This window comes from Nocardioides sp. AN3, from assembly GCF_054653495.1.
Genome location: NZ_BAAIGC010000048.1, coordinates 1 through 24889 on the forward strand (window position 1 = coordinate 1; position 24889 = coordinate 24889).

Annotated in this window: 21 protein-coding genes; 14 read left to right on the plus strand and 7 right to left on the minus strand. The window is 66.5% G+C overall.

What is annotated here, in order from left to right:
• The 6 genes from ACYQ1K_RS26550 to ACYQ1K_RS26575 form a co-directional block, all read left to right on the plus strand.
• Positions 1-814 (plus strand): creatininase family protein (locus ACYQ1K_RS26550; RefSeq protein ID WP_459986610.1); only part of this gene is annotated, 814 nt, incomplete at its 5' end.
• Positions 811-2262: a dihydroorotase gene (locus ACYQ1K_RS26555; protein ID WP_459986611.1), complete on the plus strand. Its 1452-nt coding sequence runs from the start codon at positions 811-813 to the stop codon at positions 2260-2262. The genes ACYQ1K_RS26550 and ACYQ1K_RS26555, both read left to right, overlap by 4 nt.
• 68 nt (positions 2263-2330) lie before the next feature.
• Positions 2331-3668: an amidohydrolase family protein gene (locus ACYQ1K_RS26560; RefSeq protein WP_459986612.1), complete on the plus strand. Its 1338-nt coding sequence runs from the start codon at positions 2331-2333 to the stop codon at positions 3666-3668.
• Positions 3669-3670: 2 nt separating this feature from the next.
• Complete coding sequence (fgd, locus tag ACYQ1K_RS26565) at positions 3671-4678, plus strand: glucose-6-phosphate dehydrogenase (coenzyme-F420) (RefSeq protein WP_459986614.1); 1008 nt, start codon at positions 3671-3673, stop codon at positions 4676-4678.
• Between the two features lie 13 nt (positions 4679-4691).
• Positions 4692-5711 (plus strand): acetamidase/formamidase family protein, encoded by a 1020-nt coding sequence (locus ACYQ1K_RS26570; protein ID WP_459986615.1) that lies wholly within the window; start codon positions 4692-4694, stop codon positions 5709-5711.
• Positions 5712-5731: 20 nt separating this feature from the next.
• On the plus strand, positions 5732-7093 hold the full coding sequence (locus ACYQ1K_RS26575) for an aspartate aminotransferase family protein (RefSeq protein ID WP_459986616.1): 1362 nt from the start codon (positions 5732-5734) through the stop codon (positions 7091-7093).
• A 27-nt stretch (positions 7094-7120) separates the two neighbouring features.
• Here the strand turns inward: ACYQ1K_RS26575 and ACYQ1K_RS26580 are convergent, their stop codons facing one another.
• The 4 genes from ACYQ1K_RS26580 to ACYQ1K_RS26595 form a co-directional block, all read right to left on the minus strand.
• Positions 7121-8113, minus strand: coding sequence for an FUSC family protein (locus tag ACYQ1K_RS26580; protein WP_459986617.1), 993 nt, complete (start codon positions 8111-8113; stop codon positions 7121-7123).
• Between the two features lie 97 nt (positions 8114-8210).
• Complete coding sequence (locus ACYQ1K_RS26585) at positions 8211-9602, minus strand: amidohydrolase family protein (RefSeq protein WP_459986618.1); 1392 nt, start codon at positions 9600-9602, stop codon at positions 8211-8213.
• A gap of 124 nt (positions 9603-9726) precedes the next feature.
• Positions 9727-11166 carry an NADP-dependent phosphogluconate dehydrogenase gene (gene gndA, locus ACYQ1K_RS26590; RefSeq protein ID WP_459986619.1) on the minus strand — a complete coding sequence of 480 codons (1440 nt, stop codon included), beginning with the start codon at positions 11164-11166 and terminating at the stop codon, positions 9727-9729.
• Positions 11163-11813, minus strand: a complete 651-nt coding sequence (locus ACYQ1K_RS26595; protein WP_459986620.1) for an SRPBCC family protein — start codon at positions 11811-11813, stop codon at positions 11163-11165. Before ACYQ1K_RS26595 ends, gndA begins: the two co-directional genes overlap by 4 nt.
• Positions 11814-11940: 127 nt before the next feature.
• Between ACYQ1K_RS26595 and ACYQ1K_RS26600 the strand changes: the two genes are divergently transcribed.
• Positions 11941-14445, plus strand: a complete 2505-nt coding sequence (locus tag ACYQ1K_RS26600; RefSeq protein ID WP_459986621.1) for a bifunctional FO biosynthesis protein CofGH — start codon at positions 11941-11943, stop codon at positions 14443-14445.
• Positions 14446-14465: 20 nt separating this feature from the next.
• Here the strand turns inward: ACYQ1K_RS26600 and ACYQ1K_RS26605 are convergent, their stop codons facing one another.
• The gene (locus tag ACYQ1K_RS26605; protein ID WP_459986623.1) at positions 14466-16166 is read right to left on the minus strand and encodes a gamma-glutamyltransferase family protein; all 1701 of its coding nucleotides are present in this window, start codon (positions 16164-16166) and stop codon (positions 14466-14468) included.
• An 87-nt stretch (positions 16167-16253) separates the two neighbouring features.
• The gene (gene frc / locus ACYQ1K_RS26610) at positions 16254-17483 is read right to left on the minus strand and encodes a formyl-CoA transferase (RefSeq protein WP_459986624.1); all 1230 of its coding nucleotides are present in this window, start codon (positions 17481-17483) and stop codon (positions 16254-16256) included.
• Between the two features lie 198 nt (positions 17484-17681).
• Between frc and ACYQ1K_RS26615 the strand changes: the two genes are divergently transcribed.
• Genes ACYQ1K_RS26615 through ACYQ1K_RS26640 form a run of 6 tightly spaced genes read left to right on the plus strand, consistent with a single transcriptional unit; the run spans position 17682 to position 23102 of the window.
• Positions 17682-18374, plus strand: a complete 693-nt coding sequence (locus tag ACYQ1K_RS26615) for a GntR family transcriptional regulator (protein WP_459986625.1) — start codon at positions 17682-17684, stop codon at positions 18372-18374.
• 42 nt (positions 18375-18416) lie between these two features.
• Complete coding sequence (locus ACYQ1K_RS26620; protein ID WP_459986626.1) at positions 18417-18914, plus strand: hypothetical protein; 498 nt, start codon at positions 18417-18419, stop codon at positions 18912-18914.
• Positions 18915-18954: 40 nt separating this feature from the next.
• A complete protein-coding gene (locus tag ACYQ1K_RS26625; RefSeq protein WP_459986628.1) occupies positions 18955-20346 on the plus strand; it encodes an amidohydrolase family protein in 1392 nt (463 codons plus the stop codon).
• Positions 20347-20357: 11 nt separating this feature from the next.
• The gene (gene pgl, locus ACYQ1K_RS26630; protein WP_459986629.1) at positions 20358-21113 is read left to right on the plus strand and encodes a 6-phosphogluconolactonase; all 756 of its coding nucleotides are present in this window, start codon (positions 20358-20360) and stop codon (positions 21111-21113) included.
• Positions 21110-22405, plus strand: coding sequence for a coenzyme F420-0:L-glutamate ligase (locus tag ACYQ1K_RS26635; RefSeq protein WP_459986631.1), 1296 nt, complete (start codon positions 21110-21112; stop codon positions 22403-22405). The genes pgl and ACYQ1K_RS26635 overlap by 4 nt, the downstream gene beginning before the upstream one ends.
• A gap of 31 nt (positions 22406-22436) precedes the next feature.
• Positions 22437-23102 carry a YoaK family protein gene (locus ACYQ1K_RS26640; protein ID WP_459986632.1) on the plus strand — a complete coding sequence of 222 codons (666 nt, stop codon included), beginning with the start codon at positions 22437-22439 and terminating at the stop codon, positions 23100-23102.
• Here ACYQ1K_RS26640 and cofC read toward each other — a convergent pair.
• On the minus strand, positions 23081-23746 hold the full coding sequence (gene cofC, locus ACYQ1K_RS26645; RefSeq protein WP_459986634.1) for a 2-phospho-L-lactate guanylyltransferase: 666 nt from the start codon (positions 23744-23746) through the stop codon (positions 23081-23083). The two genes, ACYQ1K_RS26640 and cofC, sit on opposite strands and share 22 nt — an antisense overlap.
• Before the next feature lie 90 nt (positions 23747-23836).
• Between cofC and ACYQ1K_RS26650 the strand changes: the two genes are divergently transcribed.
• A complete protein-coding gene (locus ACYQ1K_RS26650; protein ID WP_459986636.1) occupies positions 23837-24841 on the plus strand; it encodes a 2-dehydropantoate 2-reductase in 1005 nt (334 codons plus the stop codon).
• Positions 24842-24889: the final 48 nt, after the last annotated feature.

Below are 24889 nucleotides of genomic sequence, written 5' to 3' on the forward strand. Positions count from 1 at the left end.
GTGCGTCATGATGGCCGGTGACGAGAGGCAGCACCGTATCGACATGCTGCCCTGGCAGGATCTGGAGCCGGGTGCCCTGACCACCGATGCGGTCATCGTCCCGATCGGATGCGTGGAGCCGCACGGCCACCACGCCCCACTCGGCACCGATACCTTCATCGCCACAGGGATCGCCGACCTGGTCGCTCAGGCAACCGGAGCTCTCGTCTTCCCGGCGATCCCGCTTGGCACGCTCGACGTCCTCTATGACTTCAAGAGCGCTCCAGGTGCGATCTCGCTCGACAACAAGCTGCTGATCGAGCTCTACACCAACATCGGCACCGAGCTGATCCGACAGGGGTTCAAGAGGATCCTCTTCGTCAACGGACACTCGGGCAACGCGCCACTTCTGCAGATCGCTGCGTTCGAGGTCAAGGACCGGGCCGGCGGTCAGGCAGCTGTGCTCGACTGGTGGTCGTCTGCCAAGGACGTCATCGATGAGATCAAGGGCCACTCGTGGGGCACCCACGCCGACGAGATCGAGACCTCCATCCTGATGGCGGCGGCTGGCGAGCACCTGATCGACCTCTCCAAGGCCGTGGTCAACAGTGCTGGGCTCGAGGACCTCGGCGACGATGAGCGCTCGCTGTACCAGCAGAAGATCACCTTCACCCGCGTCCTGGACCAGCGTTGGGTCGGTTGCTCCGGCAATATGGGTGACCCCACCCTCGCCACCGTCGAGCACGGGCACCGGATTCTCGCCAAGGTCGTCGAGGTCGCGGGCCAGATCCTCTCCGTGATGGACGAGCAGGCCAAGCACGAGGCGAAGTTGTGACCACCGACCAGGTGGTCGCCGAGGAGGTGCGGGCGGTCATCAACGCCCAGGTCGTCCTGCCGGAGATCGGCGTCTTCCACGGTGGCATCAGCATCGTGGACGGCCGAGTCGCGGAGCTGTGGGAAGGGGAGAACCCGACGGTCAACGGTGAGGGGGTGATCGACGCCGAGGGCAGGTACCTCATGCCTGGCCTGATCGACCCACACGTGCACTTCGGATTGCTGCCCCCGCTCTCGCGACGCCTTCCGGCCGAGTCCGCCTTCGCTGCGAGCGGTGGCATCACCACCCTGCTGCACTACTTCCGCAGGCCGGAGTCGTACTTCGAAACCTTCCCGCAGTTCCTCGAAGTGGCCCGCAACACTCACCTTCAGGACTTCGCCGTACACCTGACTCTCTTCAACGACGCTCAGGTCCAGGAGATGGACCAGTACCTCCACATGTTCGGCGTCACGTCGTTCAAGATCTACATGATGCTCAAGGGAGCCCTCGGGCACGCCATCGTGATGGACCAGTTGACGGCGGATGGCGAGCTCGAGGTCGCCGACATCGACTTCAACGACGGGCACCTCTACGAGGTGTTCCGGACGGCGTCCAAGCTACCGGCCAAGGTGCGCATCAGTGTCCATTCGGAGACAGCCGAGATCGTGATGCACGAGATCGAGCGCGTTAAGACGACCGGCCTCGGCGGGCTGGCGGCCTGGCACCACGCTCGTCCGGGGGAGAGCGAGGCGATCGCGATCCAGGAGGTCGCCTACCTCTCCCGGATGCACAATGTGCCGTGCTACTTCCCGCACATCGGTTCTCGCCAGGCCCTCGACGCACTGAAGGGCGTCAAGGCGCAAGGTGTCGACTACGGCGCCGAGACCGGCCCGCAGTACCTCGCTCTGACCATCGACGACCCGGTCGGCCTGCTCGCCAAGATCACGCCACCCATCCGCACCTCGGAGGATCAGGCCGCAGTGTGGGCGGGCGTCGAGTCGGGGTTGCTGCACACCATGGGCTCGGACCACATCCCGTACACCAACGAGGAGAAGCAGCTCGGGCCCGTGTGGACCACCCGATCCGCATTCGGCGCCATCGGTCTGATCCTGCCCGTCCTGCTGACCGACGGTGTGCACCGGGGCCGGATCTCCATCACGGACGTGGCACGTGTGACGAGCTACGAGAGCGCTCGGCTCTTCGGGCTCTACCCGCGCAAGGGCACGCTCATCCCCGGGGCAGACGCCGACTTCGTCCTCGTCGACCCCGACCACGAGTGGGTCGTGCACGCCGAAGACCTGGAGTCTTCGTCCGAGTTCTCGGTGTTCGAAGGACGCAGCATGCGCGGTCGCGCGGACATCACCGCCGTACGCGGCACGGTCATCTACCGCGACGGTGAGGCGGTCGGCAAGCCCGGACACGGGAAGTACTACCGGCGTTACCCCGTCGTCGAGCCGGAATCAGTTTGACGCTCCGCCGGCAGCCCGCCGGCCTCTTTTCCCATTTCGTATTGCAGTTCCAAGAGGAGGTGATCCCCGTGAAAGATGTTGATCTGTTGCTCTCGGGGGGATACGTCGTAGTTTCGTCCAGCCAAGTGATCACGAACGGCGCGGTGGCCATTGCTGGCGACAGGGTCGTCGAGGTCGGGCCGACGGAGCAGGTCACGAAGGCCGTTCGTGCTGCTCGAACCATCGACACCACGGGCAAGGCAGTCATGCCAGGCCTCATCAACGCCCACAACCACACGTGTCAGTCGACAGCGCGGGGCCTTGCCGATGACATCCCGGTCACCGAGTGGCTGAGCCGCATCGTCCCGTTCGAGGCGACCCTCCTGGAAGAGGATGTGCGCGCCTCGGTCCGTCTCGCCTGCGTCGAGATGATCAAGTCCGGCACCACGGGCGTGATGGAAGGCTGCGCGACCCCCGGTCACGAGAACACCGTGGGTGAGGTCTTTGTCGAGTCCGGCCTGCGCGGTGTCCTGACGCGTTCAACGATGGAGCACGCCGACACGACCTGGACCGTCCCGCCGTCGTTCCTGATCTCGCGTGAGGACAACCTCAAAGCGACGGAGGCCATGCTCGAGCGATGGAACGGCGCCGGAGACGGCCGCATCTCGGCGTGGCCGTCCTTCCGGCACGCACAGGACGTCAGCGACGAGCTCATCATCGACCTGGTCAAGCTCATGGACGACTACAACGTCGGGTTCCACGGACACCAATCCACCCGGTCGAGCGGCGAACTCTCACACCTGGACGACCTCGGGGTGCTTCACCCCAACATGGTGTTTGCTCATGGCATCCGCTACTCGCGACGTGAGCTTGAGCTGATCCGTGCCATTGGCATCAAGATCAACCACAATCCGGGCGGCAGCCTCCATGGGGCATACGGCTCCTCGGCGCTCGGCTACTTCCCCGAGATGATCAAGATGGGCATCACTGTCGCGCTTGGCAACGACGGCGCTGCGAACAACAACACCCTCGACATGTTCCGCGAGATGCTGCGGGTCGCCACGATCCACAGCGAGGCGCGCATCGACGCTGCTGCGGTGACGGCCGCTGACGCGTTCGACATGGGCACCGTCAACGGGGCCAAGGCGTGCATGTGGGAGGACGTCGGCACGGTCGAGGTCGGCAAGAAGGCCGACGTCATCGTCGTCAATGTCACCGCGCCGCACATGGTGCCGCACCACGACCTGATCTCGAACTTCGTCTACTGCGCCAATGGTCACGACGTCGACACCACGATCGTCGATGGCAACGTGTTGATGGAGAACCGCAATGTCCTTGTCTTTGACGAGGCAGCGGTGATCAGCGACGCACTGGCTTCCGCGGAGACCGTCAAGGCTCGTTGGCTCGCAGCCGGACACGGAGGCTGACCATGAACACTCTGAAGATCGGTTACAAGGCCTCGGCCGAACAGTTCGGTCCGAGGGACCTGGTCGAGTTCGCCGTACGCGCTGAGGAGGTCGGGCTCGACAGTGTGGTCGTATCGGACCACTTCCAACCCTGGCGCCATAACGGCGGCCACGCCCCTTCCGCACTGGCATGGATGGCAGCCGTCGGCGAGCGCACCTCGCGGGTGATGGTCGGCACGAGCGTGCTGACGCCGACGTTTCGCTACAACCCTGCCGTCATCGCCCAGACCTTTGCATCCATGGCCGTCATGTTCGAAGGCCGGGTCATGCTCGGCATCGGCACCGGCGAGGCGCTCAACGAGATCGCTGTCTCCGGCCGGACCTGGCCGGAGTTCAAGGAGCGGTTCGCCCGGCTGCGGGAATCGATCGACATCATGCGGGCCCTGTGGGCGGGGGAGAAGGTCAGCTACGAGGGTGAGCACTACCGCACGGTGAGCGCTCACATGTACGACCGACCCGAGACCCCGGTGCCGATCTACATCGCCGCCGGTGGGCCGCAGATGGCGAAGTTCGTCGGCCGCGTCGGGGACGGCTTGATCTGTACCTCGGGCAAGGGCATGGACTACACCGAGAAGCTCATGCTGGCTACAGCCGAGGGTGCCGAGATGGCCGGTCGCGACGTCGACTCCGTCGATCGCATGATCGAGGTCAAGCTGGCCTACGACCGCGACCCCAAGAGGGCCCTCGAGAACACCAGGTTCTGGGCGCCGCTATCGCTGTCCCCGGAGCAGAAGCACTCGGTGGACAGCCCCGAGGAGATGGAGCGCCTCGCAGACGAGCTGCCGATCGAGCAGGTCGCCAAGAGGTGGATCGTGACCTCGGACCCCGACGAAGCGGTGGTCCAGATCAAGGAGTACCTCGACGCAGGTCTCAACCACCTCGTCTTCCATGGCCCCGGCCATGACCAGCGCCGGTTCCTCGACCAGTTCAGCGAGGATATCGTTCCTCGTCTGCGCGCGCTGGCCTCGTGAGAGAGGGGGCGGCGTGACCGTGCCGAGCGTCCTTCGCGTGCATCCGACCTACGACGAGTTCGCCTGGACTTTCGGAGGCGCGCCGCCCATTCTCCGGATCAAGCCGGGCACAGTCCTCGAGGTGTTCACGGAGGACTGCTATGCCGGCCGGGTTCGTACGGCGGATGACTTGGCGTCAGACGTGTGCCCGCCGCCCTACCGCAACCCACAGACGGGTCCGTTCTTCGTCGAGGGAGCCGAGCGAGGGGACACCATTGCCCTGCACTTCGTCGCCATCGAGCCGGCCCGCGACTGGGCCGTCTCGACCACGGTGCCGTACTTCGGGGCCCTCACCTCCACTCGGAGCACCGCCTCTCTCCAGCCTCCCCTTCCCGAGATGGTCTGGGTCTGGGAGATTGACCGCGCGGCCCGGACCTGCACCTTTCAGGCCCGCGACTCGGCTGCCAGGGTCACGCTGCCCCTTGACCCGATGCACGGGACCGTGGGGGTCGCGCCGGTCGGCTTCGAGGTGAGGTCCTCGCTGGTCCCTGGTGCTCACGGCGGCAACCTGGACACGCCTGAGATGCGGGCGGGGGTGACCTGCTACCTCGGCGTCAACGTGCCCGGAGCGCTCTTCAGCCTGGGCGATGGGCATGCCCGGCAGGGTGAAGGAGAGACGTGCGGCGTCGCCGTCGAGTGCGCGATGAACACTGTCATCCTCGTCGACGTCGTCAAGGACCGGCGCACCCCGTGGCCCCGGCTCGAGTCGGACTCCCACATCATGTCTGCCGGCTCCGCGCGACCGCTCGAGGATGCGTTCCGGATCGCGCAGCACGACCTCATCACGTGGGTAGCGGATCGTTGCGGACTGTCGACGTTGGACTCGTACCAGCTCGTCTCGCAGATCGTGGAGTCGCCGCTGGCGAATGTCTGCGACGCCAACTACACATCCGTCGCCAAAGTCCGCAAGGCCTGGCTGCCGCCAGCTGAACAAGACGACGACGTACACCAACGACTCCGCGCCGCAGCCGCAAGCTATCTGCGCGCGAGCTGACCTCACACAAAGGAACCGACATGACCGACGTACTCAGTGGCATCTCGAAGGACGCGGCCCAGATCACGGCCGACGACCGGAACCATGTGTTCCACTCGTGGTCGGCACAGGCGCTGATCGACCCGCTGCCGATCGCCACCGCCGAGGGCAGCTACTTCACCGACTACGTCGGCCAGCGCTACCTGGACTTCTCGAGCCAGCTGGTCAACGTCAACATCGGCTACCAGCACCCCAAGCTCGTCGCGGCGATCCAGGAGCAGGCCACCCGGCTGTGCACGATCGCGCCCTCGTTCGCTAACGACGCTCGCAGTGAGGCTGCCCGCCTCATCGCCGAGGTCGCCCCTGGCGACTTGAACCAGGTGTTCTTCACGAACGGTGGCGCGGAGGCGACGGAGAACGCCTTGCGGATGGCTCGCGTCCACACCGGCCGGCACAAAGTGCTCGCTGCCTACCGCAGTTATCACGGTGCGACCGCTGGGGCCATGGCGATGACAGGTGACCCGCGGCGGTGGGGGAGCGAGCCGGGCATGTCGGGTGTCGTCCGTTACTGGGGACCCTACCTATACCGCTCGCCCTTCCACGCCGAGACCGAGGTCGTCGAGTCGCAGCGAGCACTGCAGCATCTGCGCGACGTGATCGCCGTTGAAGGCGCCCACACCATCGCGGCGATCATCTTCGAGACGATCGTCGGCACTAACGGCATCCTGGTGCCGCCCGCCGGCTACCTCGCCGGGGTCCGGGCGATCTGCGACGAGTTCGGCATCGTGATGATCGCCGACGAAGTCATGGCCGGCTTCGGACGCGCCGGCGAATGGTTTGCGGTGGACCGGTGGAACGTGACCCCGGACCTGATCACGTTCGCCAAGGGAGTGAACTCCGGCTACGTTCCCCTCGGTGGCGTCATCATCTCCGACGAGATCGCCGGGACCTTCCAGCAGCGACCCTTCCCGGGAGGGCTGACCTACTCTGGACACCCGCTCGCCTGCGCCAGCGCGGTCGCCTCGATCAACATCTTCAAGGAAGAGGGCATCATCGAGCACGCACGTGCCCTCGGTGAGGACGTCATCGGGCCCGAACTGGCTCGCCTGCAGCACAACCACCCGTCGGTCGGCGATGTCCGCGGCGTCGGGGTGTTCTGGGCCGTCGAGCTGGTCCGCAACCGCGAGACCCGACAGCCCCTGGTGCCGTTCAACGCAGCTGGGGCTGACGCCGCTCCGATGAACGAGCTCGCGGCCAGTTGCAAGAAGAACGGGCTGTGGCCCTTCATCCACTTCAACCGACTACACGTCGTACCCCCGTGCACGACGAGTGCTGACGAGATCTACGAGGGCATGGCCATCCTGGACCGCGCGCTCGACGTCGCCGACGCCTACTACTCGTAGCAGCGGCCGGGAGGGACCGCGATGAGGTCACTCCCGGTCCAGGCGTCGACGCTCGGCGTGCCACATCAGCGCGCCGAGCAGCGAGCCGAGCAGTGCGCCGAACGCCGTAGCCCAGACGCGCTGTAGCAGTGCGCTCATGTCCCCCGCGGGATGCATGATGCCCGGCAGGAGAAAGGCCAGCGGGGTGATGCTCATGATCCCGAGAGCGTAGTTGCGGGGGAAGAGCAGCTGCGAGGCGCCGAGGCAGAGTGAGCAGAGGAGAACCGTTGCGCCGAAGGCTGGGTGCGTGAGCAGCAGCACGGCGGTGATCAGGACCCCGACGATCGTGCCGGTTGAACGCTGGACCGCGCGGAAGACGATCGTCGGGGCGTCGGTGCCTTGAAGGACGGCAGCCGTGGACATCGGAGCCCACTGCCAGTGCGGGACACCGCCCGCGATGACCACTGCGGCGGTGGCGAAGGTTGCGGCTCCCATCCACACCGCGTGGCTTCGGGCCGCTCCGATGCTCGGCGTCGTCTTGAGCCTGGCCGCGACAGGCCTGATGGCGAGGAGGCTCAGAGAGGCGATCAAGGCGATCAGGGCGCCGGTTGCTGTCACGAGTCCGCGTTGCGCGACTGCGTCTGACGACGGCGGCAGCCCGAGCGCGACGCTCCCTGTGACGAGGAACATGATCATGCCCGGCTGTCCCGCTGCTCCCACGTCGATCAGGAAGGTTGCGAGGGCGGCGGTCAGGGCGAGCGTGAGACCCGCGGCCATTGGCTGGGAGTGGAGCAACGAGCAGCTGATCATCACCGCGGTCATGCCGAGCCCTGCGGCAGACACGATCGCGGTGCGACGCAGCAGCGGTTCACCCAGCCCGTAGAGCGCTGCGAAGCCTCCGCACAGCGCCGCCATGCCGTGTTCCCGACTGCCGGTCGCGGCGAACAGCAGGAGCGGGCCGATGGTGGCCAGGACCGACATCACGCTGTCAGCCCAGGGCCACTCTCCGCGGCGGAATTGGACGATGGCTGCGAGGTGCATGATGACGCTCCGAGGTTTGCGAGTGAGAGTCGAACTCGTCGTACTCACGACCCCTGAACGTGCTCATGGAGGATTGATTTGTGGGGTGGGCTCGCCGTCAGACCGTCGGCCACTTCCGCCCGTCGGGCAGTCCGCTGCGAGCCACGATCGCTTCACCCGCGGCCTGCGCCTTGGCGTAGAGGTCGGCTTCGTCGATCGTGGTCATCCGGTAGTTGTCGACCACCTTCTGGCCGTCCACGAAGACGGTGTGCACTCCGCGACCGTCGGCTGACCAGACGAGCTGGTTCGCGACGTTGAGCAGGGGAGTCCACTCGGGCCGGGAACGGTCGTGGAGAACGATGTCGGCCTTCTTCCCAGCTTCGAGCGATCCGACCTCGTGCTCGGCGAGCATGGCCTTCGCGCCGCCGAGCGTGGCGAGCTCGAACGCCTTCTCGGCCGGGATCAGGTGCGGGTCGCGCCGGGCATCCTTGAAGAGCCCGGCGACCAGGTAGGTCACCCTCATCAGGTCTGAGTAGTTGGAGGCGTTGTTGCCGTCGGTGCCGAGACCGACGTTGACGCCGGCCCTGAGCATCTCGGGGATACGCCCGACCTGGCTGATGCCGATGGAGCACCGGATGTGCGACGAGGGACAGTGCGCGACGCTGGTGCCGGACTGGGCGAGCAGCGAGATCTCATGGTCGTCGACGTGCACCGCGTGGGCGACCACTGTGCTCGCGCCGAGGACGCCGAGCTTGTTGAGGTGCTCGATGGGCCGATGTCCAAACTGCGCCAAGAAGCCCTGGGGGTCTCCCTCGGCGTGCGACATGTGGAAGTTGATCCCGGTGTCCCACCGCCGGGCAGCTTCGACGGATGCGGCCCACAGCTCGTCACTGCAGGTGGTGTGTCCAAGCACCATGGCCCAGGCCTGGATTCGCCCGCCCGCGACGTTGCGATGGTCGACAAGGACCTTCTCAAGGGCGGCGATGGCCTCGTCGGTCGTGTGCGCGAACTCGACGGGCTCGGGCGGGAGGTCCCAGATCCACTTGCCGACCCTTGCCCTGATACCGATCCCCACCAAGGCGTCGACCACGGCGTCGATGTGCTTGACGGTCCCTGCCTCGATGAAGGAGGTCGTTCCGGACTTGAGCATCTCGGTGGCGGCGAGCTGGGCGGAGAGCTTCTCCTCCTCTTCGGTGTACATCGCATACATCGGGCACAGCCAGTGGAAGATGAGCTCCTCGAAGGAGAGACCCTCTGGCACGTAGCCGCGGGTGAGTGGCTCGCCAGTGACGTGGACGTGGGTGTTGATCAGCCCAGGCGTGGCGACGAACTGACGCCCGTCGATCACTTCGCGGGCCGAGAGGCGGTTCGCCATGTCGCCGGTCTTCCCGACCTCGATGATCGTGCCTGCGGAGATGGCGATGCTGGCGTCGGTGATCACCTCACGTCTGCCGTTCATCGTGACGGCGATCGTGTTGTTGATCAGGGTGTCTACCTGCTGCTGCGGCACTGCGAGCTCCTCTTCCGGGAGGTCGGAGATGGTGCTTCGAACCTGCCCTCACATCGTGGCCCGGGGTTTGTTATACGTTATACGTGCTTCGGCGAAGTGGCAATGGTTCCGGAGGCTGATTCGGTCAGGCGGGGTGCTCTTCCAGGCCGTCTGCCCAGTTCGTGTGGAAAGACCCGCCCAGGTCGACGCGCTCGTAGGTGTGTGCACCGAAGTGGTCGCGCAATCCCTGGATCAGCGCCGCCGGCAGTCGGTCTCGACGCAGGCCGTCGAAGTAGGCCAGTGACGAGGAGAACGCGGGTGTGGGAATCCCGGCTCCGGCGGCTTGCTGCACCACCCGACGCCAGCTCTCCACACCCTGGCTCACGGCGTCGGCGAAGTAGGGCGCGACGAGGAGGCTCGGCAGTGCCGGGTCGGCGCTGTAGGCCTCGCGGATGCGGTCGAGGAAGCCGGCCCTAATGATGCAGCCGCCGCGCCAGATGCTGGCGATCGCTCCCGGGTCGAGCTTCCAGTCGTACTCCTGGCTGCCTGCGGCGATCTGGTCGAAGCCCTGCGCGTAGGCCACCACCTTTGACGCGTACAGCGCTCGGCGTACGTCCTCGACGAACATCTCGCGATCCACGTCGATCGTTCCGGTGGCGGTTCCGAACGTGTTCCGCGCCGCGGCTCGCTGGCCGGTCTGTCCGGACAGTGCTCGGGCGAAGGTGGCCTCAGCGATGCCGGTGATCGGGACGCCGAGGTCCAGTGCGCTCTGCACGGTCCAGCGCCCTGTGCCCTTCTGGCCGGCCTGGTCGAGGGTGATGTCGACGAACGGCTTCTGAGTCCGCGCGTCGGTGTGGCTGAGAACCTCAGCGGTGATCTCGATCAGGAAGGACTCGAGGTCGCCCTCGTTCCAGGTGCTGAAGACGTCGGCGATCTCGGCGGGAGTGAGTCCGACGCCGCCGCGAAGCAGGTCGAATGCCTCCGCGATGAGCTGCATGTCGGCGTACTCGATGCCGTTGTGGACCATCTTGACGAAGTGCCCGGCGGCGTCCGGGCCGACGTGTACGCAGCAGGCCTGGCCGTCCACCTGAGCGGCGATCGACTCCAGGATCGGACCGAGGCGTTCGTAGGACTCTCGGGACCCGCCCGGCATGATGCTGGGACCAAGAAGTGCTCCCTCCTCGCCGCCAGAGACGCCACATCCGATGAAGTGGAATCCCTGCTTCTGGAGGTCCTCCTCCCGCCGGCGGGTGTCGGCGAAGTGGGCGTTTCCGCAGTCGATGATGATGTCGCCGTGCTCAAGCAAGGGGACCAGCTCGTCGATCACGTCGTCGGTCGCCTTGCCAGCCTTGACCATCACGATGATGGCACGCGGCGTGGCCAGGCTTGTCACGAAGTCCTCCAGCGACTCCGCCGGCAAGAACACGCCTTCGTCGCCGTGCTGTTCGACCAGGCTGCGGGTGCGTTCAACGCTGCGGTTGTACAGCGCCACGCTGTGACCGTGCCGGGCCAGGTTGCGGGCCAGGTTTCTGCCCATGACGGCAAGGCCGGCGACACCGATCTGCGCGGTTCCTGGCGCGGTCATCGGCTGAACACCAGGATCGCCGCGGCCACCAGCACCGCGATCAGCAGTGCGGGGATCGCGACGCGGCGGGCTATCGGTCCGCCCGCGACGCTGAGCAAGTCGATGGCCTCGGGCGCGTGACGCGGGAGCTGGGCCGGGTCGACCTGAGCGGGGGTCGCGCTGGCAACGCCAGCCGGCGCCTCGGCGGCTTTGTCCGCGGTCAGCTGGCTCGCGAGAGCATCGGCGAACTGGCCGAAGATGCGGCCGCTGACGTCCTCCATCACGCCACGGCCGAACTGTGCGGCCTTGCCTGTGACGTCGAGCTCGGTGGTCACGTGCACTTCGGTAGTGATGTCAGTACCGGTACCGCTTTCGTACAGTGTCGCCGTCGTCTGTGCCTTGACTGCCCCGGCGCCCTTGGTCTCCTTGCCGGAGGTCTCGATGACCGCCCGGTGCAGGGTCTCGTCGCGTACGACGAAGCGTCCTTGGCCGTTGTAGGTGAGGGCGACGGGGCCCATCTTCACCCTGACCTGTCCGGCGAACTCGTCGCCGTTGGTCGACTGGAGGGTGGCGCCGGGGATACAGCCTGCGACTTCCTCGAGGTTCATCAGGGCTGCCCACGCCTCGTCGACGGGGACGGGGACGGTGAAGCTGTTGTTGAGCTGCATCGGGGTTCTCCTAGCCCTGACGGTGGCCGGTCAGGTCGCATGGATGAAAAGGAAGTTCTGTATACATGATACGCTAAGGTCCGGTCAATGGGTGGTTGATCTCGTGAATACGTTATACAATGCGACCATGGAAACGACGCCATCGCCGGTCACAGACGCCCAGGTACGACGCGCGCTCGCCCGTGCAGAGAACGGCAAGACCATCTCGGTCTCCGAAGCGGCTGCGCTGATCGCCGCCCGCGACGAGAACCTCGAACGACTGCTGGCTCTCAGCAGTCGTCTTCGCGACCAGGGCCACGGCGACACCGTGACGTACTCCCGCAAGGTGTTCATCCCGCTGACGAAGTTGTGCCGCGACGTCTGCCACTACTGCACGTTCGCGCAGCCCCCGGCCAAGTCGCAGGCGCCCTTCCTGACGCCTGACGAGGTGGTCGCCATCGCCGAGGCCGGGCGGAAGGCCGGCTGCAAGGAGGCGCTCTTCACGCTCGGCGAGAAGCCGGAGGAGCGCTACCCGGTTGCCCGGGAGTGGCTGGAGGCGCGCGGATACCGCAGTACGTTGGACTACCTCAGGGCCGTCTCCATCCGGGTGATCGAGGAGACCGGCCTGCTGCCGCACATCAACCCCGGGACGATGTCCTGGGAGGACATGTCCCGGCTCAAGCAGGTGAGCGCCTCGATGGGTGTGATGCTGGAGACGGCGAGTGACCGCCTGAGCGAGAAGGGCATGCCCCACTACGGTTCCCCGGACAAGGTGCCTGCCGTGCGGCTCAAGACCATCGAGGACGCGGGTCGCTTGTCGATCCCTTTCACCACGGGTGTCCTGATCGGAATCGGGGAGACTCGCCAGGAGCGGGTCGAGGCCCTGTTTGCGATCCGCGCCCTGCACCTGAAGTACCGGCACATCCAGGAGGTCATCGTCCAGAACTTCCGGGCGAAGCCCGACACGGCGATGCGGTTCGCACCCGAACCCGACGTCGAGGAGTTCCTGGCCACGGTGGCCACAGCGCGGGTGATCTTCGGCCCGTCGATGCACCTCCAGGCGCCGCCGAACCTCTCGAGCGAGTGGTACCCGCGCCTCATCGCAGCCGGCATTGACGACTGGGGTGGGGTGTCGCCGGTCACGATCGACCATGTGAACCCCGAGGCTCCGTGGCCGGCTCTTGACTCCCTGTCCGCCCGGACCGCGGAGCACGGCAAGGTGCTTCGTCAGCGGCTGACCGTCTACCCGTCGTACGCGTTGAGGCCTGACCCGTGGATCGCTGGCAGGATGCAAGGCGCTGTCAGAGCGGTCGCGGGAGTCGACGGCTATCCCGCAAGTGATGCGCCGGCGAAGCCCGTGGCGTGGCAGGACCCTGAGGTCCAGTGGAAGCCACGGACAACGGACCTCACCTTCTCCAAGGGACCGGGGGCGGTGCTTCGTGCCGACGCCGAGCAGGTCTACGGCGACATGGCCCAGCTCGAGACGACGTCGAGCTGGGAGTCCAGGCGTCGTGACCCGGTCCGCCTGGACGAGGACATCCGGCGGGGACTCTCCAAGGCCGCTGACGGACGGCCCGATGACATCACCGAGGCTGAGGCGCTCGCCCTCTTCCAAGCTGAGGGCTCGGCACTCGAGGCACTGTGCAGCGTGGCCGACGACCTGCGGAGGGCGACGGTCGGCGACGACGTCACCTATGTCATCAACCGGAACATCAACTTCACCAATGTCTGCTACACCGGATGTCGCTTCTGCGCCTTCGCGCAGCGAGAGGTCGACAACGAGTCCTACACGCTCAAGCTCGAAGAGGTCGCTGACCGGGCCGAGGAGGCGTGGGGGTACGGCGCGACCGAGGTGTGCATCCAGGGTGGGCTGCACCCATCGCTCCCCGGTGAGTTCTACTTCCAGCTCATCGACGCTGTGAAAGCACGCGTCCCCGACATGCACCTACACGCGTTCAGCCCAATGGAGGTTCTCAACGGTGCGACCCGCCTCGGCATCTCGTTCAGGGAGTTCCTGACCGAGTGCAGGAAGAGGGGATTGGCCTCGATCCCCGGGACCGCGGCCGAGATCCTCGATGACGAGGTCCGCTGGCTGCTCACCAAGGGCAAGCTCCCGGCGGACACGTGGGAGGAGGTTGTCAAGACCGCTCACTCGGTCGGGCTGCCGAGCTCCTCGACGATGATGTACGGCCACGTCGACGCTCCACCCCACTGGGTGGCCCATCTCCGGAGGCTGGCGAGGATCCAGGACGAGAGCGGGGGGTTCACCGAGTTCGTGCCGCTGCCGTTCGTGCACCAGAGCTCGCCGATCTATCTTGCCGGCGTGGCGCGGCCCGGTCCGACGTGGGAGGACAACCTGCGCGTCCATGCGATGGCGCGTATCCTCCTTCACGGTCGCATCGACAACATCCAGGTGAGCTGGGTGAAGATGGGTGTCGAGGCTTGCCAGGCGCTGATGTCCAGCGGTGCGAACGACTTCGGTGGCACGCTCATGGAGGAGACCATCAGTCGGATGGCAGGCGCGGACTGGGGCATCCGCCTCGAGCCGGAGGCCTTCCAGGCTGCAGTTCGGGGAATCGGCCGCACTCCGGTCGAGCGTACGACGACGTACGGCCGGGTCGAGCACAGCCGGCACCTGCTGAGCGCACTCTGAGTCCGGAAGCTCTGCCGCCGTCAGTAGGCGGCGGCAGAGCCGACACCGCTGCGTGTGTCCGCAGCGGACCGAAGCAGGCCACCACCGCGGCCCACCGCGCACAGCCGACCCAGCTCCCAAGCACCCGCATCGGTCACGACGTGACCCCGTGCGCGAAGGCTTGCAAGCGTGTCCTCGCCCAACCGTGACTCCACGACAAGGCCGCCCGGCTCCATGAGACGGGGGACGAAGGACGTCGGGAAGGCGGTCGAGTGCCACATTGGTGCATCGATCGCCGCCTGGAGGTCGAGGCCTCCGGCGGTGTGAGCCAGCCAGAAGCACAGCTGCCACTGGTCCTGCTGGTCGCCACCAGGAGTTCCGAACGCCAACCGGGGCTCCCCATCGCGGAGTGCCAACGTCGGGCTGAGCGTCGTGCGCGGTCGCCTTCCCGGGACCAAGGATGCGGGAAGCCCCTCGTCGAGCCAGAACATCTGGCCGCGGGTGCCCAGGCAGAAGCCAAGAGCCGGGATGGTCGGGGACGACTGCAGCCAGCCACCGGATGGTGTCGCGGAGATCATGTTGCCCGCGGCGTCGACGACGTCGATATGAACCGTGTCGCCCCGCATGACGCCGGTGCGCTCCACGGTGGGCTCGCCGACACCTGCTCCGGTCGCCGCAGTCATCGGCGCTACCACGTGCCGAGCGAGCCTGGGGCGGAGCCCGTCTGGAGACCCGGGGCGCAGCTCCAGCGAGGCGGCGGCGCCCACGAGTCCGCGACGTTCTCGCCCGTATGCCGGAGAGACGAGCGTCTCAAGTGGCACGGTTGCGCTGTCGCCGTACCATGCCTCACGGTCGGCGAAAGCCAGCTTGGTGGCTTCTGCGACCAGGTGCACCGTGTCAGCTGTCGCGACCCCGTCAGCGTACGTGAGCACGTCGTCGCGCAGAATCTGAAGGATCTGGGGGAGGACCGGGCCCTGAGACCAGGCGGAGGGCTTGGATAGCGCCCACCCGTCGCCGACCTCGGTCGTGAGGGCGTCTTCGTAGGTCGCCGACCACGAAGCAAGGTCGTCGGCGGTCAGCAGACCTGCATGGTTGGTGCCGGTCTCGTCGCGGACCGAGCTGCGGCAGAACTGCTCGATCTCTTCGGCGACAAACCCGCGGTACCAGGCGTCGCGTGCTGCGTCGATCTGGGCCCCACGATCGCTGCTCGTCGACTCGGCGATCGCCAGCAGCCGGCCCCAGGTCGCGGCAAGTGCCGGGAGCCGGTGCGGTTGGTCGGCGGACGGCACGGAGCCGTTGGGCAGCCATGTTGCGGCAGAGGTCGGCCAGTGGTCGCGGAAGTGGTCGGCGACGGTGCTGATGGTGAGCAAGGCTCGGGGGACGAGTGGGTGACCATTGGTGGCGTATCCCAGCGCGGGTTCGAGCACGTCACGCAATGTCATCGTGCCGTAGTCGCGCAGTAACAGGAGCCACGCGTCCCACGCGCCCGGAACTGTCGCAGGAAGGAGGCCGGTTCCCGGGACAGTCTCGAGGCCGAGGTCCCCACGGAGATGGGCGATCGTCGCGGCAGCGGGAGCGACGCCCTGTCCGCACAGAACACGCGGCGTCGTATCGGCTGCCGTGGTGAACACCGCCGGGACCTCGCCTCCGGGGCCGCACAGGTGGGACTCGACGACTTGGAGCACGAAACCGGCGGCCACTGCCGCATCGAACGCGTTGCCTCCCCGCGAGAGCATGGCCATCGCGGTCGTCGTACCGAGGTAGTGGGTGCTCGAGGCTGCCCCTGAGGGGCCTCGTCGTTCGTACGTCGTCGGTCCCGAGGGCATCCCTCAGATCACCCCGTCGAGCTGCAGCTTCTCGAAGCGATCCACGGTGAGTCCCATCTCCTTCACGAAGACCTCCCGGTTGTGCTGTCCTAGGAGAGGTGACGTTTCGACAGTGACGGGGGAGTCGGACAGCTTGATCGGGCAGCCGACGGTCGTAAACGACCCGCGTTCGGGATGCTCGACGGTCACGATCATCTCGTTGTCGATCAGCGAGGTTTCGGCGATGAGCTCCTTGCTGGAGAGGATGGGGCCCGCCGGGACGTTGAAGGCGTTCAGCTGCTCGAGCACCTCCCATTTGGTGAGCGTGCTGGTCCACTCCTCGATGAGCTCGAACATCGTGTCAAGCTTGTCGAGCCGTGCCGCTGGTGTTGCCCACTCGGGATCACTGGTGAGCTCGGGCCGGCCGATGAGCTTGCTGATCGGCTCCCAGCCCTGGGGCTGGACGATGACGTAGATGTAGTCGTTCGGCCCGCCGGGGCTGCACTTGACCGCCCATCCCGGCTGGCCGCCGCCGGAGGCGTTGCCAGAGCGGGGGACCTCGTCGGTGAACTCCTTGTTCGGGTACTCCGGGAGGGGGCCTGCGGCCAGACGCTGCTGGTCGCGGAGCTTGACCCGGCACAGGTTGAGTACGGCGTGCTGCATGGCGACCGTGACGCGCTGGCCGCGCCCCGAGGTCCCTCGTTGGATCAGAGCAGCCAGGATCCCCGCCACAGCATGCATGCCTGTTCCCGAGTCGCCGATCTGAGCGCCGGTCGCGAGAGGGGGGCCGTCGTCGAAGCCGGTCGTGCTCATCGAGCCACCCATGGCTTGCGCCACGACCTCGTAGGCCTTCAGCCCGGTGAACGGGCCGTCTCCGAATCCTTTGATGGACGCGTAGACGAGGCGCGGGTTGAGCTCTTGGAGGTGCTCCCAGGTGAAGCCCATCCGGTCGACGGCGCCTGGCCCGAAGTTCTCGACCAGCACGTCGGCGGTTCGGACGAGCTCGGTAAGAAGCTCCTTGCCCTCGGTGGTCTTGAGGTTGAGCGTGATGCTCCGCTTGTTGCAGTTCAGCATCGTGAAGTAGAGGCTGTCGACGCCCTCGAGGTCGCGCAGCTGCATCCGGGTGATGTCGCCGGCAGGAGCCTCGAGCTTGACGACGTCGGCGCCCAACCACGCCAGGATCTGCGTCGCGGACGGTCCCGACTGGACGTGCGTCATGTCGAGGACGCGGATGCCTTCCAGTGCTCTGCTCAACGACTGCTCCTTCGTGCTGGGTCCACCCCGGCGGCACCGGCGGTGGGTCGAGGACTCAACGTATACTGTATTCGCTAATTCTGACCAGCCTGTGGCGGAGGACTGTCGAGTTATGTACTCTGTACATTGAATACACTAACTTCCGCCGATCGACGCAGCTCGCCCTGAGCAAGGTCGAGGACAGGACACGACAGATCGATGGCCGAAACGATCGGACTGCCAACCAAGGCCGCCAAGGGACGCGCAGCCCGCGACCTTCGTGGACTCAGTCGACTCACGCCCAACTCGACCCTGGGTGGGCGCATCTACCGGCTGCTCGAGGACGCGATCGTCAGGGGTGAGCTCGCACCGGGGCAGCGTCTTGACGAGCAAGGCCTTGCCGACCACTTCGGTGTCAGCAGGATCCCGCTCCGAGAAGCCCTCAGTGGCCTTGAGGTGGCCGGCTGGATCGAGAAACACGGCGGTCGCCAGGGTGTCTGGGTCAGGGAGCTCAACGACGAGGACCTTGTCTCGCTCTCGGAGGTGCGCGGCGCCCTTGAGGATGAGTGCGCTGCGCTCGCCACGGAGCGGTACGAGGAGCGCGAGCTCAAGGCGCTGCGCTCCAACATCAAGAAGTCCCGGACAGCGCTGACCCGGGCAGACCGGACTCGACTCGTCGAGCTGAACACGGAGTTCCATATGCTCGTCGCCAAGTGCTCGGGCAACGAGGTCTTCGAAGAGATCCTCGCGATGCTCGACAAGCGCGTGCGCCGTGCCCTGTGGATCGTGAAGCCCGACGTTCTCGACGCATCGATCGACGAGCACCAGGCGCTGGTCGATGCCATGGAACGCGGAGACGCAGCAGAGGCCCGCATCATCGCCCGTCGCCACGCGAGCCGGCACGCCGAGTAGGCCGGGCACACCGCCATGACTCGACGATGAAGGAGCAGCGACATGCAGGACGCCCAGGACGAGCTCACCAGCATCCAGGTCCCCGAGCAATTGGTTGCCGCTGTAGGAAGTCTGCGAGCAGCCACCGGACGCGAGTACTACGACATCATCACAAGTGCCCTGCGCACCTACCTGGCCGACGAGCGCCAGCGGGCGGCCGTGGTCGCACACTTCCACGTCACTCCGGCGGGCTACCCGGCGGCGTACGTCGTGAGCTTGCGCGCCCGGCTCGTCGATGGGGCCGTGTTTGACCCTGAAGGACAGCGGAGCGCAGAGAAGACCTTCGGCCAGATCAACCGCTTCGCCCCGTCCCGGCTCGAGTGGAGTGCGGACGGGCAGTCGGTCAACGTGCAGATAGCCGTCTCCGGTCAGACCTCCGACCAGGCCGCCACAACGGCCGTGAAGATGGTACGCAACCGCATCGTCGAGGAGCTCGGCCTCGCCTCCGCCGACGGTCTTGCGATCGCGGTCACCGAGACGCACGACCAGCTTTACGGCTGAGCGAATCTCGATCAACCACCCTCAGGAAGCAGGAGTCCCCGTGCCGCGGCAGACAGTCGACACGCTCATCAACAACACCATGGTCGTGACCATGAACCCGCGACGAGAGGTCGTCACCGATGCCACGATCGCGATCGCTCGTGGTCGCATTGTCGAGGTCGGCAAGACTGCGGTTCTGGCCGAGCGCTTCGAGGCGCGTGAGGTGATCGACGGCCGTCGCTTCGTGGTCACGCCGGGCATGGTCAACACGCACATCCACATCACGGGTGAGCCGTTGACCAAAGGTTATGTCCCCGAAGGCCTCCCGTTCGAGGACCTGATCCACACGTGGCTGGATCCGCTGTTAGCGGCCTACACCGAGGAAGAGGAGCGGCTCTCGGCACAGCTATGTGCGACCGAGATGCTGAAGTCTGGGACGACCACCTTCCTCGAGGCCGGCACCGTCAAGCACGTCGACGCCGTCGTGGACGCACTAGTGGGCATCGGCATCCGAGGCCGCGTGGGCAAGTTCATCTGGGACAAGCCGCAGGAGCCGATAGCTCTTCGTCGTACGACGGCCCAAGCGATCGACCAGCTCGAACAGACGCTCAAGGACCACCGCAGCGTCGCCGACGGCCGGATCCAGGCCTGGGTCCTCCTCCTGGGCCATGCGACGTCGACCGACGGGCTCTGGTCTGCGGCCGCGAAGATGGCCCGCGACTGGGACACGGGCATGAACTTCCACATGTCGCATGCCGAGGGAGATCCTCGCCGGTTCCTCGCGGAGTTCGGTGAGCGTCCGATCGAGCACCTGCATTCACTCGGCGTGCTGGGCGACAACTGTGTCGTCACCCATGCCGTCCACGTCGACGACAACGAGATCTCTCTGCTCGCCGAGACTGGGACCCATGTCGCGCACTGCCCGTCGTCGGCCCTTCGCTGCTCGATAGGGATGACCAAGATCGGCCGCATCCCTGAGCTGATCGAGGCGGGCGTCAACGTCGCGATCGGGATCGACGGCAACAACGCGTCCAACTACGCAGATATGATGCGTGCGACGTACCTCGTTGCTGGCCTTTTCAAGGACGCCCGCCGGGATCCGGCACTCTTGCCCGCTGAGAAGGCCTTGGAGATGGCGACCCTCGGCGGCGCAAGAGCGCTCCGAGCCGAGGACGAGATCGGGTCACTCGAGGCGGGCAAGCGGGCAGACGTCGTCCTTCACGACCGCTTGCGCCCTGAGTGGACACCGCTGCTCAACGTCGCGAACCAACTCGTCTGGTCTGCCGACGGACGCGGCGTGCACACGGTGTTCGTCGACGGGCACAAGGTCGTCGACAACTACGTGATCACCACGATCGACGAGAAGGACCTCTACGCACGCGCTCAAGCCGCGGCCGACGCGATCGTCGCTCGAAGCGGCCTTCCCGATGGCTCGAAATGGCCCTGGATCTAGGAGGAAGACCTATGCGTGCCCAGACCCACCCCAGCTTCACTGTCCACAACGACGCCCAGCGCGTTGCCGAGGCAGTCGCCGGACAACTCATCGAGACCCTTGCGGGGGCTCAGGCCCTCAGAGGATCAGCGTCGGTGGTCCTGACCGGTGGGCGGACCGGCATCGCGGTGCTCGAGCAGGTTCGCATCGCACCTGCTCGAGACGATGTGGAGTGGTCCGCGGTGGACTTCTTCTGGGGAGACGACCGGTTCGTCGGCGGGTCCCACCCTGATCGCAACGAGCTCCAGGCGCGGCGCGCCTTGCTCGACCACCTCGACGTGGACCCCGGCCGAGTGCACCCGATGGAGCCCTCAGACGGAAAGTTCGGCCCAGATGCGGGGATCAGCGCGCGTGCCTATCGCCAGCTGATCGCCGACCATCGTGTCGAGGGAGAGCCGCTGTTCGACGTCTGTCTCCTCGGCGTCGGCGAGGACGGCCACGTCGCTTCGCTCTTTCCCGGACTCGACGCCGTGCAGGAGCAGGCCCTGACCGCGTTGTCGGTGCACGGGAGCCCCAAGCCGCCGCCGACGAGGATCACTCTCACTCTCCCGGCACTGTGCGAGTCGCGGGAGGTGTGGTTGCTCGCCACCGGCGAAGGCAAGGCGGAGGCTGTGGCGCGTGTGCTGGCCGGCGCCTCCGCCTTCGACGTCCCTGCAGCGGGCGTTCGGGGTCTCGACCGCACTCTGTGGTTCCTCGACTCCGCCGCCGTCGGGACGACTGAGGAATGAGCAGGCTGGAGGTCTGGGCTGTCGAAGGCATACCGGAGGTCCAGCCTGGCGATGACATCGCAGCTCTGTTGGACGCGTTGCAGCTCGGACTCCAAGATGGCGACATCCTGGCTGTCACCAGCAAGATCGTCAGCAAAGCAGAGGGCCGGGTACGCCGGGCCGAGTCGCGTGAGCAGGCGATCGACGAGGAGATGGTCCGGCTCGTCGCCAGCCGAGGGGACACCCGCATCGTCGAGACACATCACGGCTTCGTGATGGCCGCGGCGGGCGTCGACGCCAGCAACACCGACCCCGCCACCGTGGTGCTTCTCCCCCTCGATCCGGACGAGTCTGCGAGGCGGATCCGCGCAGGTGTTCTGGAGAGGCTCGGAGTGCGCGTGGGCGTGCTGGTGACCGACACCTTCGGACGCCCATGGCGCGAAGGTGTCGTTGATGTCGCCATCGGCGCCGCGGGGCTTGCTCCGCTCGACGACCTCCGTGGAGCTGTCGACTCCTACGGCAACAGGTTGGATGTCACCGTGATCGCGGTGGCCGACGAGCTCGCCGCCACCGCGGAGACCGTCAAGGGCAAGCTCAGCGGACGACCGGTGGCTGTGATCCGAGGCCTCGATGACCTCGTCACCGAGGACGACGGGCCGGGAGCGAAAGCTCTGGTCCGGACTCCCGCCGACGACCTCTTCCGGCTCGGCACGGAGGAGGCGATGCGGTCGGCCCCGGCTGCCCGCCGGACGGTCCGGAGCTTCGCTCCAGGTCCGGTGGACCCCGCATCGCTGCGCCGAGCACTGGCGGCAGCTGTGACCGCGCCGGCGCCCGAAGACTCTGTTCCTTGGCGCTTCGTGGTCATCTCCTCCGAGGAGGGCCGAGGGCTCTTGAGCGAGATGATGGATGCGCTCTGGGCGGCCGACCATGCCCGTGATGGCTACGCCGACGACCAGATCGACGCCTGGTCGCGGCGTGGCGATGTCCTGCGCGATGCGCCGCTCGTCGTCGTACCGTGCCTTGTCACGGACGCGAGCCACTCCTATCCCGACGCGCGGCGTGCGACTGCAGAGCGCTCGACGTTCCTGCTGTCGATGGGCGCCGGCATTGAGAACTTCCTCGTCGCACTTGCAGCGGAGGGCGTCGGCTCGGCCTGGGTGTCGTCGACGCTGTTCTGTCCTGAGGTGGTCCGTAGCGTGCTCGAGCTTCCCGACGACTGGGAGCCGATGGGTGCGATAGCGGTCGGCAAGGCCGCGACGCCGGCGGTGGAGCGACCGCCACGCGACCTGGCACCGCTGCTCCTGGATCGGTAGGGAACGCGTGACTCCCGAGAGGTCACGCAACGTGCGCACACTGATTCTCGTCGTGACGAGCGGGGCGACGGACGCGGTGGGCTTCCTCGCCCTCGGAGGCGCCTTCACCAGTGTGATGACCGGAAACCTCGTTCTCCTCGGCGTGGCCGTAGCGCATGCGAACTCCGTGCTGGCCGCGCACACGGTCACCGCGATCGGCAGCTTCGTCATGGGAGCCTGGTTGGGCGCACGGGTGTCCATGTCCGGACGGGGGAGCGACGACGACCCGGCCTGGCCACGGGGAGTCACGAGAGCGCTCTGTGTCGAACTCGCCGTTCTGTCGACCTTTGCCGTGTGGTGGTGGGCCACCGAGGGCACTCATCGCGACTCGGTCTGGTTCGCGCTGATGCTGAATGCAGCAGCGTTGGGTATCCAGTCAAGCGCGGTCCAGAGGTTCGGCGTCACGGGACTCTCCACGACGTACCTGACCGGCACTCTGACGACGCTGGTCGTCGCTCTTGCCTCAGGCCGGAGCGTGGGCGACCTGCGCCATTCGGCCGCATCACTGCTCGCGCTCGTCGGGGGAGCAGTGGCCGGCGCGCTGATGTGCTCTTATGCGCCGGCATGGGTCCCCGCCCTTCAGCTGGGCCTGCTCATCAGTGTCCTGACTTCGGCGCGGCTGGTCAGACGGCCCCGTCAGGAGCCTGTTTGCCCCTGACTCTGCGCTAGGGCCGCGAGCCTCCACCGAGTCTGTGCGCCGAGCCCGATGCTCGATGCAACAGCGAGATCGCTCTCGGTGTCGACATCACAGCGCAGACTCGGCCAAGGCCCGGACAGCTCGGTTGCGCCGGATGTGAGGTGGGCGGAGGCTGACCACGGGCCGAACCTCGGATCAAGGTCCTGGCCCCTTCCTGCGAGGAGGAGTGTGGTCCCGGTGCCCGCGCGGTCGCGGCAGAAGGCGTGTCTGCCTGCCGCGAGGCGAAGTGCTGCCGACAGCTCAGCCGGGCAAAGGGAGGGGAGGTCGGCGTTCAGCGCGCCGATCTGGACCTCAGGCCTCGTGGCGCGCACCGTTCGGGAGCCCAGGTCGAGCGCATCGTTGAGCCCCAGCTGTCCTGGCTCGAGGATCGTCTCCACTCCCAGCTCGGTCATCGCAGTGATCACCCGGCGGTCAGAGGTGATCGCAGCAACTCCCGCCACTCCGGCAGCGCCTCGCGCGGCCACGACGGTGTCCACCGCCATGGCAAGGACGAGATCCATGTGCTCGGCAAGGCTGCGCCCTCCAGACGGGGCCGAGGCGCGCAGACGTGTCTTCGCCCTCGACAGGGGCTTGATGGGCACGAGCAGAACGACGCGAGCCTTCATGGGCACGTTCCCTGCATGTCATCCCCTTGCAGTCTTGGCGGCAATGTGATTCAGTTTAGGTACTCTGTATAACGAATACAAGGAGTTGTTGTGCGAGTAGCGATTGTTGGCGCAGGAGCGATCGGCGCCTACGTGGGTGCTTGTCTCTCGCGTGGAGGTTCGGAGGTCCACCTCATCGCACGAGGTCCCCAGCTCGAGGCGCTGCAGGCCAACGGCGTGCGCGTGCTCAGCCCCCGGGGCGATTTCACGGCGCATCCGAACGCCACGAACGATGCAACCTCTATCGGGCCGGTCGACCACATCTTCCTCGGCCTGAAGGCCAACGCTTACGTTTCCGCCCGTCCCCTGATCCAGCCGCTCATGGGAGAGCGCACCACGATCATCGCCGCGCAGAACGGTATCCCGTGGTGGTACTTCCACGGTCTTAAGGGCCGCTACGAAGACCGTTGCATCGAGAGTGTCGACCCGGCCGGCGCAGTCAGCGCCGTGCTCCCGGTCGAGCGGGCAATCGGATGTGTCGTGTACTGCGCGACCGAGGTCGAAGAGCCCGGCGTGGTGCGTCACCTCGAAGGAACACGCTTCTCGATCGGCGAGCCGGACGGCAGCATCTCCGAGCGCTGCGTGGAGTTCTCCGACGCGATGGTCGCCGGCGGGCTCAAGTGCCCGGTCGAGGCGGACCTGCGCAACGACATCTGGATCAAGCTGATGGGTAACATCTCGTTCAACCCCATCAGTGCGCTGACCCGGGCGACCATGGCCGGGATCTGCCGACATGACGGAACCCGGGCCCTGGTCACCGCGATGATGGAAGAAACGCTCGACGTGGCCGAGCGCCTCGGCTCCCGTCCGGACATGTCCATCGAACGCCGTCTCGCGGGTGCCGAGCGGACTGGCGAGCACAAGACCTCCACCCTGCAAGACCTCGAACGTGGTCGGCCGCTCGAGTTCGACGTACTGCTGACCGCGGTCATCGAACTTGCCGACCTCACCGGGGCCGCCGTGCCGACCCTGCGAGCAGTCGGATCCCTTGCCGACCTGCTCGATCGGCAACTCCGGTCCTCAGCGGCCCCCTCCCTGCCGGCTGTCCCGAACTGATCTCGGGACAAGACAAGCCGGCCTCCCGCCTAGACGAAGCAAGCGATG

Coding starts and splice junctions, on each gene's coding strand:
- ACYQ1K_RS26635 (WP_459986631.1), top strand. CDS start 21,110: ATGAGCAGGCTGGAGGTCTGGGCTGTCGAAGGCATACCGGAGGTCCAG.
- pgl (WP_459986629.1), top strand. CDS start 20,358: ATGCGTGCCCAGACCCACCCCAGCTTCACTGTCCACAACGACGCCCAG.
- fgd (WP_459986614.1), top strand. CDS start 3,671: ATGAACACTCTGAAGATCGGTTACAAGGCCTCGGCCGAACAGTTCGGT.
- ACYQ1K_RS26615 (WP_459986625.1), top strand. CDS start 17,682: ATGGCCGAAACGATCGGACTGCCAACCAAGGCCGCCAAGGGACGCGCA.
- ACYQ1K_RS26575 (WP_459986616.1), top strand. CDS start 5,732: ATGACCGACGTACTCAGTGGCATCTCGAAGGACGCGGCCCAGATCACG.
- ACYQ1K_RS26580 (WP_459986617.1), bottom strand. CDS start 8,113: ATGCACCTCGCAGCCATCGTCCAATTCCGCCGCGGAGAGTGGCCCTGG.
- ACYQ1K_RS26600 (WP_459986621.1), top strand. CDS start 11,941: ATGGAAACGACGCCATCGCCGGTCACAGACGCCCAGGTACGACGCGCG.
- ACYQ1K_RS26595 (WP_459986620.1), bottom strand. CDS start 11,813: ATGCAGCTCAACAACAGCTTCACCGTCCCCGTCCCCGTCGACGAGGCG.
- gndA (WP_459986619.1), bottom strand. CDS start 11,166: ATGACCGCGCCAGGAACCGCGCAGATCGGTGTCGCCGGCCTTGCCGTC.
- cofC (WP_459986634.1), bottom strand. CDS start 23,746: ATGAAGGCTCGCGTCGTTCTGCTCGTGCCCATCAAGCCCCTGTCGAGG.
- ACYQ1K_RS26605 (WP_459986623.1), bottom strand. CDS start 16,166: ATGGCCATGCTCTCGCGGGGAGGCAACGCGTTCGATGCGGCAGTGGCC.
- ACYQ1K_RS26620 (WP_459986626.1), top strand. CDS start 18,417: ATGCAGGACGCCCAGGACGAGCTCACCAGCATCCAGGTCCCCGAGCAA.